This window comes from Pantoea sp. JK, from assembly GCF_026130245.1.
GTDB lineage: Bacteria > Pseudomonadota > Gammaproteobacteria > Enterobacterales > Enterobacteriaceae > Pantoea > Pantoea trifolii.
Window position 1 is genome coordinate 239,036 of sequence record NZ_JAINFN010000009.1, and the last position, 15,602, is coordinate 254,637.

Annotated in this window: 16 protein-coding genes; 8 read left to right on the top strand and 8 right to left on the bottom strand. The window is 56.3% G+C overall.

Annotation, left to right across the window (positions count from 1 at the left end):
* Positions 1-6: 6 nt before the first annotated feature.
* Together PanJK_RS19280 and fes are read right to left on the bottom strand one after the other, a co-directional pair.
* Positions 7-228 (bottom strand): MbtH family protein, encoded by a 222-nt coding sequence (locus PanJK_RS19280; RefSeq protein ID WP_256698520.1) that lies wholly within the window; start codon positions 226-228, stop codon positions 7-9.
* Positions 221-1,579, bottom strand: a complete 1,359-nt coding sequence (fes, locus tag PanJK_RS19285) for an enterochelin esterase (RefSeq protein ID WP_265302133.1) — start codon at positions 1,577-1,579, stop codon at positions 221-223. Before fes ends, PanJK_RS19280 begins: the two co-directional genes overlap by 8 nt.
* Positions 1,580-1,857: 278 nt before the next feature.
* On the opposite strand from fes, the gene PanJK_RS19290 reads away from it, so the two are divergent.
* Positions 1,858-4,044 carry a TonB-dependent siderophore receptor gene (locus PanJK_RS19290; protein WP_265302135.1) on the top strand — a complete coding sequence of 729 codons (2,187 nt, stop codon included), beginning with the start codon at positions 1,858-1,860 and terminating at the stop codon, positions 4,042-4,044.
* A 172-nt stretch (positions 4,045-4,216) separates the two neighbouring features.
* On the top strand, positions 4,217-4,702 hold the full coding sequence (locus tag PanJK_RS19295; protein WP_265302137.1) for a hypothetical protein: 486 nt from the start codon (positions 4,217-4,219) through the stop codon (positions 4,700-4,702).
* A gap of 69 nt (positions 4,703-4,771) precedes the next feature.
* Here PanJK_RS19295 and PanJK_RS19300 read toward each other — a convergent pair whose 3' ends face one another.
* Positions 4,772-5,401 (bottom strand): LysE family translocator, encoded by a 630-nt coding sequence (locus tag PanJK_RS19300; protein ID WP_256698524.1) that lies wholly within the window; start codon positions 5,399-5,401, stop codon positions 4,772-4,774.
* A 93-nt stretch (positions 5,402-5,494) separates the two neighbouring features.
* On the bottom strand, positions 5,495-5,806 hold the full coding sequence (locus PanJK_RS19305; protein ID WP_256698525.1) for a PTS lactose/cellobiose transporter subunit IIA: 312 nt from the start codon (positions 5,804-5,806) through the stop codon (positions 5,495-5,497).
* Between the two features lie 168 nt (positions 5,807-5,974).
* Here PanJK_RS19305 and PanJK_RS19310 point away from each other — a divergent pair, with 168 nt between their 5' ends.
* The 4 genes from PanJK_RS19310 to PanJK_RS19325 all read left to right on the top strand — a co-directional run bounded on the left by PanJK_RS19310 (position 5,975) and on the right by PanJK_RS19325 (position 9,925).
* Complete coding sequence (locus PanJK_RS19310) at positions 5,975-7,309, top strand: PTS sugar transporter subunit IIC (protein ID WP_256698526.1); 1,335 nt, start codon at positions 5,975-5,977, stop codon at positions 7,307-7,309.
* Between the two features lie 9 nt (positions 7,310-7,318).
* Entirely contained in the window at positions 7,319-8,746 is a 1,428-nt protein-coding gene (locus tag PanJK_RS19315) for a glycoside hydrolase family 1 protein (protein WP_265302140.1), read from the top strand.
* Between the two features lie 9 nt (positions 8,747-8,755).
* The gene (locus tag PanJK_RS19320; RefSeq protein WP_008110135.1) at positions 8,756-9,073 is read left to right on the top strand and encodes a PTS sugar transporter subunit IIB; all 318 of its coding nucleotides are present in this window, start codon (positions 8,756-8,758) and stop codon (positions 9,071-9,073) included.
* Positions 9,074-9,151: 78 nt separating this feature from the next.
* Complete coding sequence (locus PanJK_RS19325) at positions 9,152-9,925, top strand: FCD domain-containing protein (protein ID WP_036650080.1); 774 nt, start codon at positions 9,152-9,154, stop codon at positions 9,923-9,925.
* 58 nt (positions 9,926-9,983) lie between these two features.
* Here the strand turns inward: PanJK_RS19325 and PanJK_RS19330 are convergent, their stop codons facing one another.
* Entirely contained in the window at positions 9,984-10,892 is a 909-nt protein-coding gene (locus tag PanJK_RS19330) for a LysR family transcriptional regulator (RefSeq protein WP_265302144.1), read from the bottom strand.
* A 142-nt stretch (positions 10,893-11,034) separates the two neighbouring features.
* On the opposite strand from PanJK_RS19330, the gene PanJK_RS19335 reads away from it, so the two are divergent.
* Together PanJK_RS19335 and nfsB are read left to right on the top strand one after the other, a co-directional pair.
* Positions 11,035-12,036, top strand: coding sequence for a zinc-binding alcohol dehydrogenase family protein (locus tag PanJK_RS19335; RefSeq protein ID WP_265302146.1), 1,002 nt, complete (start codon positions 11,035-11,037; stop codon positions 12,034-12,036).
* 28 nt (positions 12,037-12,064) lie between these two features.
* The gene (gene nfsB, locus PanJK_RS19340) at positions 12,065-12,718 is read left to right on the top strand and encodes an oxygen-insensitive NAD(P)H nitroreductase (protein WP_256698536.1); all 654 of its coding nucleotides are present in this window, start codon (positions 12,065-12,067) and stop codon (positions 12,716-12,718) included.
* Positions 12,719-12,764: 46 nt separating this feature from the next.
* On the opposite strand, the gene PanJK_RS19345 is transcribed toward nfsB, so the two are convergent.
* From PanJK_RS19345 to PanJK_RS19355, 3 genes are read right to left on the bottom strand one after another with little or no spacing between them, the layout of a single operon-like run.
* Positions 12,765-14,144 (bottom strand): heavy metal sensor histidine kinase, encoded by a 1,380-nt coding sequence (locus tag PanJK_RS19345; protein WP_265302148.1) that lies wholly within the window; start codon positions 14,142-14,144, stop codon positions 12,765-12,767.
* Positions 14,141-14,815 carry a heavy metal response regulator transcription factor gene (locus PanJK_RS19350; RefSeq protein ID WP_265302150.1) on the bottom strand — a complete coding sequence of 225 codons (675 nt, stop codon included), beginning with the start codon at positions 14,813-14,815 and terminating at the stop codon, positions 14,141-14,143. Before PanJK_RS19350 ends, PanJK_RS19345 begins: the two co-directional genes overlap by 4 nt.
* Before the next feature lie 23 nt (positions 14,816-14,838).
* Entirely contained in the window at positions 14,839-15,600 is a 762-nt protein-coding gene (locus tag PanJK_RS19355; protein ID WP_265302152.1) for an alpha/beta hydrolase, read from the bottom strand.
* Positions 15,601-15,602 lie beyond the last annotated feature (2 nt).

The following is a 15,602-nucleotide window of genomic DNA, read 5'->3' on the forward strand; positions in this document are numbered from 1 at the left end:
AAAAAATTAATGCGCGGTAGACGACGTCTGTTGCGTCGCTGGCCGCATGTCGTGCCAGTTTGCTTCGATAAACTCAATGGCGGCGCTGCGCGTCAGCGGTCCCGCCACGTTGTGCCAGCCTGCCGGAACCGGAGCAAAAGCCGGCCACAGGCTGTATTGCTGACGCGCGTTGAGCAGCACCAGAAAATCGAGCGTGTCGTTATCAAACGGATTCTGTTGTTCAGACATGGTTATTACCTTCAGAAGGTGAGGTTGTAGGGAGAAAATCGGCCAGCAGCCAGCGGCAGCCGTCGATCAGACCGCCGCGCCAGCACAACGCATCGTGCCCTCCGGCGAAGCGGCGAAAATGTAATTCATGGCCTGCGGCTTGCAGCGCCGGGACGATCTGCTGGTTGACGTACACCATGTCTGCCTCGCGATCGCCCACTTCCTGGAAAATCTTCAGCTTGCCCGGCGGTAAATCGCCCTGTTGCAGCCGTTCCAGTATCAAACCCGGCGCGTGCTGCTCGCGGTTGGCGTAGTCGCGGATGTATTGCAGATGCGGCCACCAGAAGGAGCCGGATTGCGTGAGAATGCGGCCAAAACGCTGCGGCCAGTGCAAACCCGCATACAACGCGGCAAGTCCGCCATAGCTTTGTCCGGCTACCAGCGTGCGGTCGGCGTCGCCGCTGAACGCTGCGTGCTGGCGTGCCAGCGGTAACAGTTCCTGCTGCACCGCCTGCCAGAAGGTTTCATTGCACGGCAATTCGGCTTCGCGATGCTGGCTATCGATGACATCGATAAACAGCCAGCAGGCGGGCGGAAGTTCGCCATCGGCGGTGACCTGATCCAGCGCGCTGAAAATCGGTTGGCCGTACACCCAGTTTTGTCCGTCGAGTAGGATCGCCAGCGGACGCTGTTCGGGCTGAGTTGTTGTGCCGGTGCTGTAGAGCCAGACGTTACGCATGACGTTGAGCAACGTGCTGTGCCACTGCAGGGTTTGCAGCGTATCTGGCCAGGTTTCCGCCATGCCGGCATCCAGCGCGCGCCAGGCGGATTGATCCGGCGAATCCGGCATGTGCGCATTGCTTAAGGCAAAACGGCGGCTGCTGAGAAATGGCGGCGTGGGATTGAATTTGTCGGGGATCGCCAGCGGCATCAGCGAGATCCACCACTTGCGCTGTAGCGCGCGACAGGCGGCATCGTCGCCACAAAACAGCGGCGGCAACTGCTGTGCGGTGGCGGGAATCAGGCTGTAACTGCCGCGCCAGTCGGACTCAATGGCGGACGACCAATGCCAGACGTTGCTGTCATCCACGCGCACCAGACTTTCTGGCGCTTTGCTGTGGTGATCGGTGACGCCGTTAATATCGACGTAAACCCGTTCAGTGGAAGAAAGTGCGGAATGTCCTTCAGGATCGCGCCAGAAGAAGTGCATGGTCGTTTGGCCATTTTCGTCACGCTCAACCAGCGGCGTACCGACCGCATAAAGCCGCTGCCACCAGCCTTCGCTACCCAAATCCGCCTGCTGCAACCATTGCGCAACTGTCCCGGCGGGCAACCACGTCTGTGTCGTTTTTTCTGCGCTTATCAGAAACATCCTGCAACCCATCTCCACATTTTGTTCACTGTCTTTACTTAACCAAAGCTAATGCAAATGCTATTGATAACGATTTACATTTGCAATATGATTTTTCGCGCCTAAGAAACCTTCGGATTATCAGTGGATTATTTTGTGAAGGACGTCACGCAGGGAGATTAGGGCCGTAAATAACGCAAGCGAGTAATATTTCAATCCGTTACAGCCATTGTCGTTGGGCGAGGGCGACTGAACGGATTATTTCATCTACAAGGCAGTTTGAAATAGAGATGGCAACTATGTCCGTTAAAGCAAGAAATTCAGCAATACCTGCTGTGGCACGTCAATTCAGACTTAATCCTCTGTACCTTTCTCTGGCCTCAATTCTGTTGGTGGCACCGGCTGCCTTCAGCGTGGCCGCCGAAGAGACCCTTACCGTAAACGCCGACACGCGTGAAAGCGTGACCTCGCCGCTGCAAGGTTATGTGGCGAAAGAGAGCGCGGCGGGCACCAAAACGTCCACGCCGCTGCGCAAAACCCCGCAATCCATTTCGGTGATTACCCGCGAGCAGATGGACGATCAAGCCGCGGCCTCTGTTGCAGATGCGTTGAGCTACAGCAGCGGCGTGCTGACCAACTATCGCGGTAACTCCAACCGAAACGATGAGATCATCGCGCGCGGTTTCCGCTATGCGCCTAAATTCCTCGATGGCCTGAGCTACGGTTTATCCGGCCAGGCGGGCGCAGCGGGGCAGATCGATCCCTGGTTGCTGGAGCGCGTAGAGATGATCCACGGCCCAGCATCTGTGCTGTATGGCCAGGTGAATCCAGGCGGCATTGTGGCGATGACTAGCAAGCGCCCAACCGCGCAGAGCATTCACAAAGTACAGCTCAGCACCGGCAACCAGCATTTGGGTGAAGCGGCGTTTGATTTCGGCGGCAAGCTGAATGATGACAACACGCTGTTCTACCGCCTGAACGGTATCGCCAGCACCAAACATGAGTTCGTGAAGGACAACAAACAGCAGCGCATGGCGATTGCGCCAGCGATGACCTGGCTTCCGAACGCGGATACCAGCTTTACGCTGCTGACCATGTACCAGAACGAGCCGAAAGCGGGTTATCGTAACTTCCTGCCGGCCAGCGGTACGTTGAAAGAGAGCAGCGCGGGTTACATTCCTTACGATTTCAACGTCAGCGATCCGAGCTTCAATGAAGCCAAGCGCGAACAGACCTCGATTGGCTATATCTTCGAGCACAATCTCAACGACAACCTGAGCTTCACGCAGAATCTGCGCTACAGCAACATGGACGAATCGTACAAATATCTGGTGTACACCTTTGATGCGGATAACGATCACTCAATCAACCGTCGTCCGCAGCATGACAAGATCAAGTCGAAAGAGTTGGGCCTTGATAACCAGCTGAAAGCCACTTTTGAAACCGGCAACATCGCGCACACTGTGCTCGGCGGGCTGGATTACAAATGGAGCGACGTGGATAACAAACTGTGGCGCGACAGTGGCGATCAATACATTCTCGACTGGGCCAATCCAACGCGTATCAGCATCAACGAGAGCGATTTGACGTTGACCACCAGCACGCGTAAAAAGCTCGATCAAGTGGGCGTTTATCTGCAGGATCAGCTGGAGTGGAATCAGTGGAACCTGCTGCTCTCCGGACGTCACGACTGGAGCGAAGTGCGCACCCAGGATCGCACCGACAACAGCCAAACCCAGCAGAATGACAACAAGTTCACTGGCCGTGCAGGTCTGCTGTATGCGTTCGATAACGGCATTTCACCGTACGTCAGCTACAGCACCTCGTTCGAACCCAACCTCAACAGCGGCGCGCCAGGCACCGATCCGTTCAAACCGACTACCGGCGAACAGACCGAAGTGGGCGTGAAGTATCAGCCGGTCGGTTGGGATGCGGTGTTCACCGTGTCGGCATTTGATATCACGCAAAAAAACATCACGGCGTATAACAGCGTGACCGGCTACAACGAACAGATTGGTAAAGTGCGTTCGAAGGGTATCGAAACCGAAGCGCATGCGCAGATTACGCCGGAGATCAAACTGTTAGCGGCCTATACCTACACTGATGCGGTGACCAAAGAGAGCAGCATTACGGAGCGTATCGGTCATTCACCATCGAGCATTCCGCGTCATGCGGCGTCGGCGTGGGGCAGCTACACCTTCCTCGATGGCGTGCTGAGCGGCTTTACGCTGGGCAGCGGCGTGCGTTACACCGGCACCGCACCAGCGGACGAAATTGGCGTCGACAAAGTCCCGCATTACACCTTGTATGATGCGATGGCCAAATATGAGCTGGGCGAAGCGGCGAATTCGCTGCGCGGCACCACGCTGCAACTGAACGTCAACAATATCGCGGATAAGCATTACGTAGCGTCATGCAGTAACGAAAGCGCCTGCTTCTACGGCAGCGGTCGCACCATCGTAGCGTCCGTCAGCTACAGCTGGTAATTCCCACTGGCGGCCTCTCTGGCCGCCATTTCTTTCGCATTCCGTGCGGCTCGCTTGCCACTAAGACACTTCTTAGCCGGTTTTCGGAAAATACTGTATTTGTGTGACTGTCATCACTCTGCAAGGCGCGTTAAAATGAACGCTTCTCATTTAGCAGGGGTTTTTCGTCACGATGTTATCGCGCTTCACATTAGCCACTTTGATGGCAACAATCATGCTTACCGGCTGCGCCCGCCTTGCCGCCGTAACAGGTACATCACATGACAGCACTGCGACTGCGGATGCGTCCGCCGCTCAGCCTGCAACCGGCGCGCCAATCGACAGCAACGATTCGCCTTCACCGTTCGAAACCGGCCCAACGGTAATCAACATTTCGCATGTGGTGACGCGTACCGATGACGGTTCTACTATTTATGTGACGGTAGATGGTCAGGATGCGGGCCTGCTGAAGAAGGGTGAGAAGAGAGAAATTCGCGTTTCGCCAGGTAAACACCAAATTGGTGGTTACGTGCAGACGCTGTTTGGTTTTGGCAAAGTGACCATCGCCTCTGTGGATGTCACCACCGATCCCAACAGCCCGAAAAACGTGGTCTATTCTGTGACGCGCCAGAAGCCCGCGTTCAGCGAAACCGACGCCACCCCGCCGAATAATTCGTGATGTTTGGGTGCGTAAATATGCGCACCAGCAAGGTTTCGTAGGGTCGCCATTCATGGCGACCTCTCCACATCAACTCCGGCTAAACACCAACTTCAACCCGGCAACTGTAAAGCAACAAGCCAGCAGCGCATCCAGCCCACGACGGATGCGGCGATAAAATGTCGCCATCACCGCAGTGGAAAACAACACCGCATAACCGCCAAACACCAGCACGCAAATCGCCGCGCAGCCTGCAATAATCATCGGCAAGGTTGATGCCGCTGCACCCGGTTTTAACGCCACCGACATAATCGCCACCCACGTCAAAATCGCTTTAGGATTGCCGACGTGCATCAACATGCCCTGACGAAACATTTTGCCGAAGTGCGCTTTTTCACTGCCCGGCGCAAATTCGCTGGCATCTGGCTTACGCAATGCCGATTTTCCCGCCTTAAACGCCAGCCACAACAGATACAATCCGCCGCCAATCTTCAGCACAATCAGCAGTTGCGCGAAAGTGGCCAGCACGGTGAGCACGCCGCAGGCCGCCAGCAGCGCCCACATCATCGAACCGCCAATCACGCCGCTGGCTAATGCCAGCGCCGCGCCGCGTCCCTGTTTCATCGCCGTACCCATAATCGCCATGTTGCTCGGGCCAGGACTGGCGGTGGCGACGAAATAGGTGGTGTAGATCAGAATCAGTTCATGTGACAGCGCCATAGGTTCCTCTACGATGGCGGAAGGGAACTCACGTTATATCGCCTGAAACTGGATTCTTCCAGAATGGTTTAGCGATTTATCTCTGCTGCACGATTAATTCCCGTGCAACTCCTTCCGTAACAGCACCAACTCGCCCGCCAGGTCGCGGCACAGCATCGCCGTCATCAGATGATCCTGCGCATGCACTAAAATCAGCGTGACCGGCACTTTGCCGCAGCCTTCATCGGCGCCAATCAATGCGGTCTGGATTTTATGCGCCGCTTTGGCGGCCTCATCTGACGCCGCCAACGCCTCATCGGCACCTTGCCAGTCAGCTTTGCGCGCCTGCTGAATCGCCATCATGGCTTGCGATCTTGCCTCACCGGCATTAATCAGCAACTCCATCATCGTTTGTTCAAAATCCATATTCGCCTCACTTATTGGTATGCCAAAATGGTGGTAACGATGCTACCGGAATACCAAAAAGGAGTTCCGCGAGCATGATCACAGAAATTAAGCGCGAATATCGCCATTTTGGTATGCCACGAACTATCAAGCTGATGCATAACACCTAAAACCGCTGAGGGTTGACCAATGTCTCTACAGGAACGTCTTATCGATTCGCTGGGTAGCTTTGCCACGCGATTCAATAGCTACCGCTACATCATGGCGATAAAAGCCTCGTTCATCACGCTGATGCCGGTGATCATTGTCGGCGCGTTTTCGGTGCTGATTTCCAACATGGTGCTGGACCCGAAAAATGGACTCGCCAGTTTCTCTGCGCTGTCGTTTCTCGCCGATTTAAAACCGATCACCAGCAGCATTAACTACGCCACGCTGAGTTTTCTGAATATTGGCGCGGTGTTTCTGATTGGTATCGAACTGGGCCGCATCAACGGTATCAAAACGTTGTTTCCCGGCCTGTTGGCGATCATCTGCTTCATCTCGGTGACGCCCACCACGCTGCAAATGCTGGTGGATGGCCAGATGCATGTGGTCACCGATGTGCTGGCGAAACAGTTCTCCGATACCAAAAGTCTGTTCCTCGGCATGTTTATCGCCATTCTGTCGGTAGAGATTTACTGCCGGCTGGAGCAGGTTGAACGGCTAAAAATCAAAATGCCGGATACCGTGCCGCCGAACGTTGCTGCGTCATTTTCCGCGCTGATCCCGTCGATCATCACCGTCTCGCTGGTCGCTACGTTTGGCTTTATCTTCCATCAGATCACCGGCATGTACCTGTACGACGCGGTGTACAAAGTGGTGCAGCAGCCACTGGAATCGGTGGTGCAGAGCTTGTGGGGCATTCTGTTGCTGATGTTTGTTGCCCAGCTTTTTTGGGTGATTGGTATTCACGGCAACCAGATGGTGAAACCGATTCGTGAGCCGCTGCTGCTGGGGGCGATTCTGGTCAACATGAACGCCTTCGAGCAGGGCAAGGAAGCGCCGAACATCATCACCATGCCGTTCTGGGATGTGTACATGAGCATCGGCGGTTCCGGCCTGACGATTGGATTGTTAACCGCGGTGATGATTGCCACCAAACGCAAAGAGATGCGGGAAATCGCCAAGCTGTCGTTTGGACCTGGCTTATTCAACATCAATGAGCCGGTAATTTTTGGTATGCCGATCATGCTGAATCCTATTCTCGCCATTCCTTTCATTATTACGCCGTTAGTCACCGGTTCAATTGGCTATTTCGCCACGGTGATGGGCTTCGCCGGTAAAGCGGTGGTGATGGTTCCCTGGACCACGCCGCCAATTATCAACGCGTGGCTTTCTACCGCCGGTTCGATGGGCGCGGTAGTGACGCAAATTATCTGCATCGTGGTTTCGGTATTGATTTATCTGCCGTTTGTCAAAGTGGCGGCACGTCGCGCCGAAGCGGCGGAAGCAAAAAATCTGCAAGCCGAGCTGGCACAAAATTAAGGAGATTCGATGAGTAAGCACACCATTGCGCTGCCGCAGGGCTTTATCCTCGGCGCGGCGGCATCGGCCTGGCAAACCGAAGGCTGGAGCGGCAAAAAAGCCGGGCAGGATTCCTATCTGGATGCCTGGTACCAGCAGGATCGTCATGTCTGGCACAACGGTTATGGACCGGCGGTGGCGACCGATTTTATCAACCGCTTCCGCGAAGACGTGGCGCTGATGAAAGCGGCAGGGCTGACGCACTATCGCACCTCAATCAACTGGTCTCGTTTTCTCACCGACTATGAAAACGCGGTGGTTGATGAAGGGTACGCGGCCTATTACGACCAGTTGATTGATGAGATGCAACGTCAGGGCATTGAACTGATGTTGTGCCTCGAACATTACGAACTGCCGCTGCAGTTGCTGGAAGAGTACGGCGGCTGGCAATCAAAACATGTGGTGGAGTTGTTTATCCGCTATGTCGAAAAAGTGTTTGCCCGCTACGCCGGAAAAGTGACGCGCTGGTTTGTTTTCAATGAGCCGATTGTGGTGCAGACGCGCGTCTATCTTGATGCGCTGCGCTGGCCGTATGAGCAGAACACGCATAAGTGGATGCAGTGGAATCATCATAAAAATCTCGCCACGGCGAAGGTGGTGAAACTGTTCCGCCAGCAGGGTTATGCTGGCACGGTGGGCACCATTCTTAATCCTGAGGTGACCTATCCGCGCTCGTCGGCGGCGCACGATGTGAAAGCCGCGAAAATCTACGATCTGTTCTACAACCGGGTATTCCTCGACCCGGCGATCAAAGGCGTTTATCCAGCTGAATTGTTGCAGCTGCTGGATAAACATGAAGTGCAGTGGGACGTCACCGAGGAAGAGCTGGCGATCATTGCCGCCAACACCGTCGATGAAGTGGGGCTAAATCTTTACTATCCGCATCGCGTAAAAGCGCCGTCTCGTGCGTGGCATCCGGAGACGCCGTTCCATCCGGCCTTTTACTACGAACATTTTGAGCTGCCGGGCCGCCGCATGAACAGCTCGCGTGGCTGGGAAATTCAACCGCGCATTGTCTTCGACATGGCGCAGCGCATGAAAGAGGAGTATGGCAATCTGCCGTGGTTTGTGGCCGAGAGCGGCATGGGCATCGAAAACGAAGCGCAATTTAAGGATGCACAGGGGGAAATCCAGGACGACTACCGCATTAACTTTATTGCTGAACACCTTTACCAGGCGGTGCGTGCGCGTGAAGCGGGCAGCAACTGTCTGGGCTACATGTTGTGGGCGTTTACCGACAATGTTTCGCCAATGAACGCCTTCAAAAATCGTTACGGACTGATCGAGATCGACCTCGACAACCAGCGGCAGCGACGCATGAAGAAATCCGCGCACTGGTTCCGTCAGTTGCGTGACACCCAGCAATTGACCCTCAATATTGACGATGAAGCCAAATAAGGACGACCGATGAAACGCATTATTTTGGCCTGTGCAGCAGGCATGTCGACTTCGATGTTAGTCACCCGCATTGAGAAAGAGGCGGTTGCACGCGGTCTTGAGTATCAGATCTACGCCATCCCGGAACAGAACCTGCGTGAAGAGTTACAAAATTACGGTCAGGACGTGGTAGTGGTGCTGCTGGGACCGCAGGTGCGCTTTAAGCTTGAGGAGAATAAAAAGCTGACCGACAGCTATCAACTGCCGATTGCGGTGATCGATACCGTGGCTTACGGTACGTTGAATGGTGCAAAGGTACTCGATCAGGCGCTGGCTTTGGTACACTAGCGCCCAGATAGCAGTCAGGTTCCGGCTCGCACAGGACGCGGCCGGGCCGAATGCACCATGATGCAAAAGGGTGAGAGCGTGGAAAAAGCCGAAGCGCCACAAGAGAAAAAGCAGTATCAGGAAATTGGTCAGCATCTGCGTCAGCAAATCCTCGATGGCCATTACCCGGTTGGCTCACGACTGCCGCCAGAGCGCCAGTTGGCGGAAACCTGGGGCGTGAGCCGCACCATTGTGCGTGAAGCGTTGCTGATGCTGGAGCTGGAAGGCACTGTGGATATACGTCAAAGTTCCGGCGTTTACGTGATGCGCATTCCTTCGGAAAGCGAGGATGCGGAAGAGGCGTTTTTCCGCAGCGATGTCGGCCCGTTTGAGATGTTGCAGGCGCGTCAATTGCTGGAGAGCAATATCGCCGCCTTTGCTGCGAAAATGGCCACCAAAGCCGATATCGAAAACCTGCGCCGCACGCTGGAACAGGAGCAGCGCGCCATCGCGCTCAACGACAGCAGCCAGGATAATGACAAGTTATTTCATTTGCTGCTGGCGGGCGCGACGCAAAATCAGATGCTGCTCGATACGGTCACCAGCGTCTGGCGCCACCATGAAGCCAGCCCGCTGTGGCAGCAGCTGCGGCCGCAGTATGAGACCCGCGCCTATCGCCTGAAGTGGCTGGGCGATCATCAAACCATTCTGGCGGCGCTACGACGTCGTGATGTGATGGGTTCCTGGCAGGCGATGTGGCAGCACCTGGAAAACGTCAAGAACACGCTGCTGGAGTTATCCGATGCCGATGCGCCGGACTTTGATGGCTATCTGTTCGAATCGGTACCGATTTTTCAGGGTAAGTTGATGTGATGAGGTCGCCATAAATGGCGCCCCTACAAAACCCCGCTATTTACGGCATTGATTGGCATTACAGCTTCGCCGTTAACCCGCGCAGCGGCGTGCGCAAAACCTCATGCAGCGCGCGGATCGCCGGGGAAAACTGTTTGCGATGCGGGCAGATAAGGTGCAGTGGCGTGCTTTCTCCCGGCATCTCCGGCATTACGCGCTCCAGCCTGCCGGCCAGCACGTCGTCACACACATCAATCCACGATTTATAGGCGATGCCCATACCGGCAATGGCCCAGCGCCGCGCCACTTCGGCGTCATCACATAGCATGCGGCTTTTCACCGTGATCTGGCGGCGCATGCCATCCTGCGGAAATGTCCATTTGTCGTAAACGTGGCCGCCCATAATAAACAGCAGGCCATGATGATGCTGCGCGATCTCCTCCAGCATCTGTGGGCGCCCGTGACGATCGAGGTAATCCGGCGACGCCACCATCACGCGGCGATTGTCTTCTGCCAGCGGCAACGCCACGTAGCTGCTGTCTTCCAGCTTGCCGTAGCGAATGGCAATATCCACGGGATCGCGGAACACGTCGCTGATCTGGTCGGAAAACGAGAGACGCACCGCCAGCGCTGGATGCTCGCGGCAAAAATCGGTGATCAGCGGCAGGAGAATATTGCGGCCAATGTCTGATGGCAGCGCGATTTTAAGCTCGCCGCTCAGCGCATCTTCATCGCTCTGCAAGCTGTCGGCACCGGCATGCATCAGCGCCAGCATCTCCTGCGCATAGGGCAGATACTTTTCCCCTTCGGCGGTTAAGCGCAGGCTGCGGGTGGAACGGGCAAACAAGCGCCGGTCCAGTTCCCGTTCCAGCCGCTGGATCGCCGCGCTGACCTGTCCGGGCAGCAAATTCACCTCGCGCGCCGCGCGTGAAAAGCTGCCGAGTGCGGCGGAACGCACAAACAGGGTGACATCTTCCAGTCGGATCATCTTCTTATACATCGTGGTAGTCGGCAGGGATTTTCACTCTAAGAGTGAAAGTGTTCACCTGCAACTGGCATTTTTCATTGCGCTGCGGCCCGCTATGCTGAATTCACTTCACGAAACCTGCTGATGAATAAGGATCTGCCTGATGAAAGCCATTGTTTATAGCCAAAACGGTTTACCGATTTCCGATGAAAATGCGCTGTTTGAGCTGGAGGTTGATAAGCCAACGCCGGGCGCGCGTGATCTGCTGGTAAAAATTCACGCCATCGCGGTGAATCCGGTGGACACCAAAGTGCGCGCCGGTGCGCCAACCGATAAGCCGCGCATTCTGGGTTGGGATGCGGTCGGCGTGGTGGAAGCGGTGGGCGCAGAGGTCACGCTTTTCCAGCCGGGCGACGAGGTGTTTTACGCCGGTGATATCACTCGCGCCGGCAGCTATGCCGAATATGGTCTGGTGGATGAGCGCATCGCCGGGCACAAACCGCGTTCGCTGAATGACGCCGATGCCGCCGCGCTGCCGCTGACCTCACTCACCGCGTGGGAACTGCTGTTTGATCGTCTGGAAGTGCAGGCCGATGACAACGCCGCGCTACTGATTATTGGCGCAGGCGGCGGCGTTGGCTCCATGCTGACGCAGCTTGCCAGCAAATTGACCAGGTTGACGGTGATCGGTACCGCATCCCGCCTGGAAACGGCAGATTGGGTGCGTTTACTCGGCGCGCATCACGTGATTGATCATTCTCAACCGCTGGGCGAACAGCTGGCGGCAATTGGGCATAAAGAGGTGCGCTATGTCGCCTCGCTGACGCACACCGACAGCTATTACGATCAGCTGATTGATGCCCTTGCGCCACAGGGCAAGCTGGCGTTGATCGACGATCCCGAGACGCTGGATGCGGTGCCGCTGAAGCGCAAAGCGATTTCGCTGCACTGGGAATTGATGTTTACCCGCTCGTTGTTCCATACCGCCGATATGCAGCGCCAGCATGAGATTCTTCAGCGCGTGAGCCAGTTGATTGATGACCAAACCCTGCAAACCACCGCGGGTGAACATCATGGCGTCATCAGTGCCGCCAATCTGCGCAAGGCGCATGCGTTGATCGAGAGCGGTCGCGCACGCGGTAAGATTGTGTTGAGCGGGTTTTAAGTATTTTAAATAAATCAGGAGATCTCACATGACACTCAATGATGCAGTCGCTCGTCGTCACACCGTCAAAGCGTTTGAGGGCGGTAAAAGCCTGCCGCAGGATGAAATCGACACCTTGCTAAACGTGCTGCGCAACAGCCCGTCATCGGTGAACTCGCAGCCGTGGCATTTTGTGGTGGCGTCCACCGCCGCCGGTCGCGAGCAGATGGCCAAATCCACCGAGGGCGCCTTTGTCTACAACAGCCCGAAAGTGCTGAACGCCTCGCACGTTATCGCGCTGTGCATGCGTACCGATCTCGATGAAGCGCATTTACAGAATGTGCTGGCGCAGGAAGAGAAAGATGGTCGTTTCGCCAAACCAGAAGGCAAAGCGGGGCAGGATAAGAGCCGTCGCAGCTACGTGGATATGCACCGTTACGAGCAGCGCGATGTGCCGCAGTGGATGGAAAAACAGGTTTACCTGGCGTTAGGTGGATTGTTGCTGGGTGCGGCGATGTTGGGCATTGATGCCACGCCGATGGAAGGTTTTGACCAGCGTGCGCTGGATCAGGCGCTGGGCCTGCGCGAGAAGGGCTTTACCAGCGTGGTGCTGGTGTCGCTGGGCTATCGCAGCGAGGCGGATTTCAACGCTGCATTGCCGAAATCACGCTTGCCGCGTGAAGAGATTTTTACCTTTATTTAAAATTTGCGGTCGCGATTTCGTAGGGTGCGCATTTATGCGCACCGTTTCAATGGCCGCACCCAACCGATGGAAACCGCAAGGTAAAACGATTCACGCCATCTTCGCTGTGCACCTCACAACGTCCCTGATGCAGCCGCATAATGCTGCGTACAATCGATAATCCCAAACCGCTGCTGCCCTGATGCCGTGACGCGTCGGCGCGCCAGAAGCGATCAAAGATGCGCGCCTGCTGTTCGGCACTCAGCGGCGAACCCTGATTTTCCACCATCAAACTGTTGCCCTGATTGAAAACTCGTACGGTGGAATCTCGATCGCCATAGCGCAAGGCATTCGCCATCAGATTCGCCAGCGCGCGTTGCAGCAGTTGCGGATCGGCGCGAAGTTCGCCGTGCAGCGTCATCTCCAGCCGCATCGACTGCTCTTCTGCCATGCCGTCAAAGTAGTCCTGCAACTTCTCGCCAAGCTGCGCCAGATCGATGTCCTGCAGATCCATTGCCTGGCTGGCATCTTCCGCTTTGGCGAGAAACAGCATGTTGTCGATCATCTTCGCCAGCCGGTCCAGCTCCTCGTAATTGGAGCCGAGCAGCGCCTGATAATCGCCGACGCTGCGCGTCTGACTCAGCGCCACTTCGGTTTGGCCGATCAGCGTGCTAATCGGCGTGCGCAGATCGTGCGCCATATCGGCAGAAACCTGGCTCAACTGGTGATAACCCATTTCAAGGCGGCTCAGCATCTGATTAAAAGCCGCCACCAGCGGCTGCAGTTCCGTTGCCGCCTGTTCAGGCATGCGCTGCGCCAAATGGCGCACGTCAATGGCATCCGCCTGCGCCGCCAACCGACGCAGCGGTGTTAAAGCGCGCCGCACCAGCCAGACGCTGATCGCCGCCACCAGCAACGCCGCTAGCGCGGTGGCGAGGATGATTTGATCGCGATAACTGTTGAGCGTTTGCGTGCGGTCGCTCATCAGGCGGCCGGTGATGATCTCAATCTGGCCGTTGCCATCGCGCGTTGGCGCCAGCGCGGCTGCCGAGATAAACGGCGTGCCGTCTGCGGCGGCGAGATGATGTACCGAGGACAGCGCCAGCGGTTGATCGGCGGCAACCGGCGTAATCGTCGGAATCGGGCGCTGGCCGGGATTGACCACAATCAGCGGCGGCTGGCCAGGAAAACGCAGCACCAACAGCGATTCGGTATTACCGAGCATGTTGGCGAACAAACGCGGCTTTTGCTGAATGAGCGTAATCGCATCTTCATCGCGCAGCAGCGTGCGAATCTGATCGATGCGCGTTAGCAGCGCCGCGTCATCGCGCACGCCAATTTGTGTCGCCAGCGAGTGATAAAGCGCAATACCGCTGAGGGAAAAGATGACGAACACCGTGGCGCTGAGCAGCAGCGACAGGCGCGCGGCGAGCGAACGGGTCTTCATGATTCGGCTTCGCAGCGATATCCCACGCCGTGCACGGTGTGAATCAGCGGCTGGGCAAACGGGCCATCAATTTTCTGTCGCAGACGTTTCACCGCTACATCCACCACGTTGGTGTCGCTGTCAAAATTCATGTCCCACACGCGCGAGGCAATCAGGGTGCGCGTCAGCACTTCGCCGGGATGCAGTAGGAACAAGTGCAGCAGGTTGAACTCTTTATTGGTGAGATCGATACGCTGGCCGCCGCGCTCAACGCGACGTTTCAGGATATCCAGTTGCAGATCGGCCAGTTGCAGCACATCCGGCAACTTCTGCTGCCCGCCGCGCCGCAATTGGGTACGCACGCGCGCCAGCAGCTCGGCGAATGAAAAGGGCTTCACCAGATAATCATCGGCGCCCAGCTCCAGCCCTTTGATGCGATCCTCCAGCGTGCCTTTGGCGGTGAGGAAAATCACTGGCGTATGGATCTGCTTATCCAGCGCCGCCATCACTTGCCAGCCGTCCATGCCGGGCATCATTACGTCGAGCAGAATCAAATCGTAATGATGCTCCTGCGCATAGAACAAACCATCCTGACCGTTTTCCGCCACATCGACGATAAATCCCGCTTCGGTCAATCCTTTGCGCATGTAATCGCGCGCTTTGGCTTCATCTTCAATCACCAAAATTTTCATGCGCTTCTCCGCGGGATAGGGTTTCAGGGCTGGGCGTGTAACGCGGCTTGCTCGATCAACTTCGCGACGTCATCAGGATGCGATTGATACACCGAATGGCTGGCTCCGGCAATCTCCACCGTGTGGCTGTGCGCGCGTTTGGCGTACATGCGCTCCAGATCGGGACTGATGATTTTGTCAGCTTTCGCCACCATGTACCAGCTAGGCTTGGTCTTCCACGCCGGGTCAGGAATGTTGGCGGTGAACACGGCTGAGTTGGTTGGCATCTGCGCGTGCGCTTCAAAATCAGCCTGCGCCGCCGGTAAATCGGCAGCGAAATCACTGTGGTAATTTTCCGGCGCGATGGTTAGATAACCGTCGCTGGATTTAGCAAACGGATGCGCGCTGTTGGGGAATTTTTTGCCGTTGCTGGCTTCGGTTTCGCCGTTATCCAGCGCATGCGCTGCGATATAAACCAGCCCAGCCACTTTCGCGTCGTTACCGGCTTCAGTGATGATCGCACCGCCGTAACTGTGGCCGACCAGAATCACCGGGCCATTTTGCTGATCGATAATGCGGCGCGTCGCCGTCACATCTTCCGGGAAGCCGGTCAGCGGTTCTTGTACCAGCGTCACGTTGTAGCCGTCATGCGTCAAACGGTCATACACCGGACGCCATCCCGCACCGCCGACGAACGCGCCATGCACCAGCACAATATTCTTCACCGGCTGCGCCTGAACCTGCGCCGCGCCGCCTGCGATAGCCAACAGCATGCCCGCTGCAAGGGTAAGTTTGTTCAATTTCATCG

Bases quoted from the DNA above. Each gene is read 5' to 3' on its own strand.
- PanJK_RS19280 (WP_256698520.1), bottom strand. From the start codon at position 228: ATGTCTGAACAACAGAATCCGTTTGATAACGACACGCTCGATTTTCTG.
- fes (WP_265302133.1), bottom strand. From the start codon at position 1,579: ATGTTTCTGATAAGCGCAGAAAAAACGACACAGACGTGGTTGCCCGCC.
- PanJK_RS19290 (WP_265302135.1), top strand. From the start codon at position 1,858: ATGTCCGTTAAAGCAAGAAATTCAGCAATACCTGCTGTGGCACGTCAA.
- PanJK_RS19295 (WP_265302137.1), top strand. From the start codon at position 4,217: ATGTTATCGCGCTTCACATTAGCCACTTTGATGGCAACAATCATGCTT.
- PanJK_RS19300 (WP_256698524.1), bottom strand. From the start codon at position 5,401: ATGGCGCTGTCACATGAACTGATTCTGATCTACACCACCTATTTCGTC.
- PanJK_RS19305 (WP_256698525.1), bottom strand. From the start codon at position 5,806: ATGGATTTTGAACAAACGATGATGGAGTTGCTGATTAATGCCGGTGAG.
- PanJK_RS19310 (WP_256698526.1), top strand. From the start codon at position 5,975: ATGTCTCTACAGGAACGTCTTATCGATTCGCTGGGTAGCTTTGCCACG.
- PanJK_RS19315 (WP_265302140.1), top strand. From the start codon at position 7,319: ATGAGTAAGCACACCATTGCGCTGCCGCAGGGCTTTATCCTCGGCGCG.
- PanJK_RS19320 (WP_008110135.1), top strand. From the start codon at position 8,756: ATGAAACGCATTATTTTGGCCTGTGCAGCAGGCATGTCGACTTCGATG.
- PanJK_RS19330 (WP_265302144.1), bottom strand. From the start codon at position 10,892: ATGATCCGACTGGAAGATGTCACCCTGTTTGTGCGTTCCGCCGCACTC.
- PanJK_RS19335 (WP_265302146.1), top strand. From the start codon at position 11,035: ATGAAAGCCATTGTTTATAGCCAAAACGGTTTACCGATTTCCGATGAA.
- nfsB (WP_256698536.1), top strand. From the start codon at position 12,065: ATGACACTCAATGATGCAGTCGCTCGTCGTCACACCGTCAAAGCGTTT.
- PanJK_RS19345 (WP_265302148.1), bottom strand. From the start codon at position 14,144: ATGAAGACCCGTTCGCTCGCCGCGCGCCTGTCGCTGCTGCTCAGCGCC.
- PanJK_RS19350 (WP_265302150.1), bottom strand. From the start codon at position 14,815: ATGAAAATTTTGGTGATTGAAGATGAAGCCAAAGCGCGCGATTACATG.
- PanJK_RS19355 (WP_265302152.1), bottom strand. From the start codon at position 15,600: ATGAAATTGAACAAACTTACCCTTGCAGCGGGCATGCTGTTGGCTATC.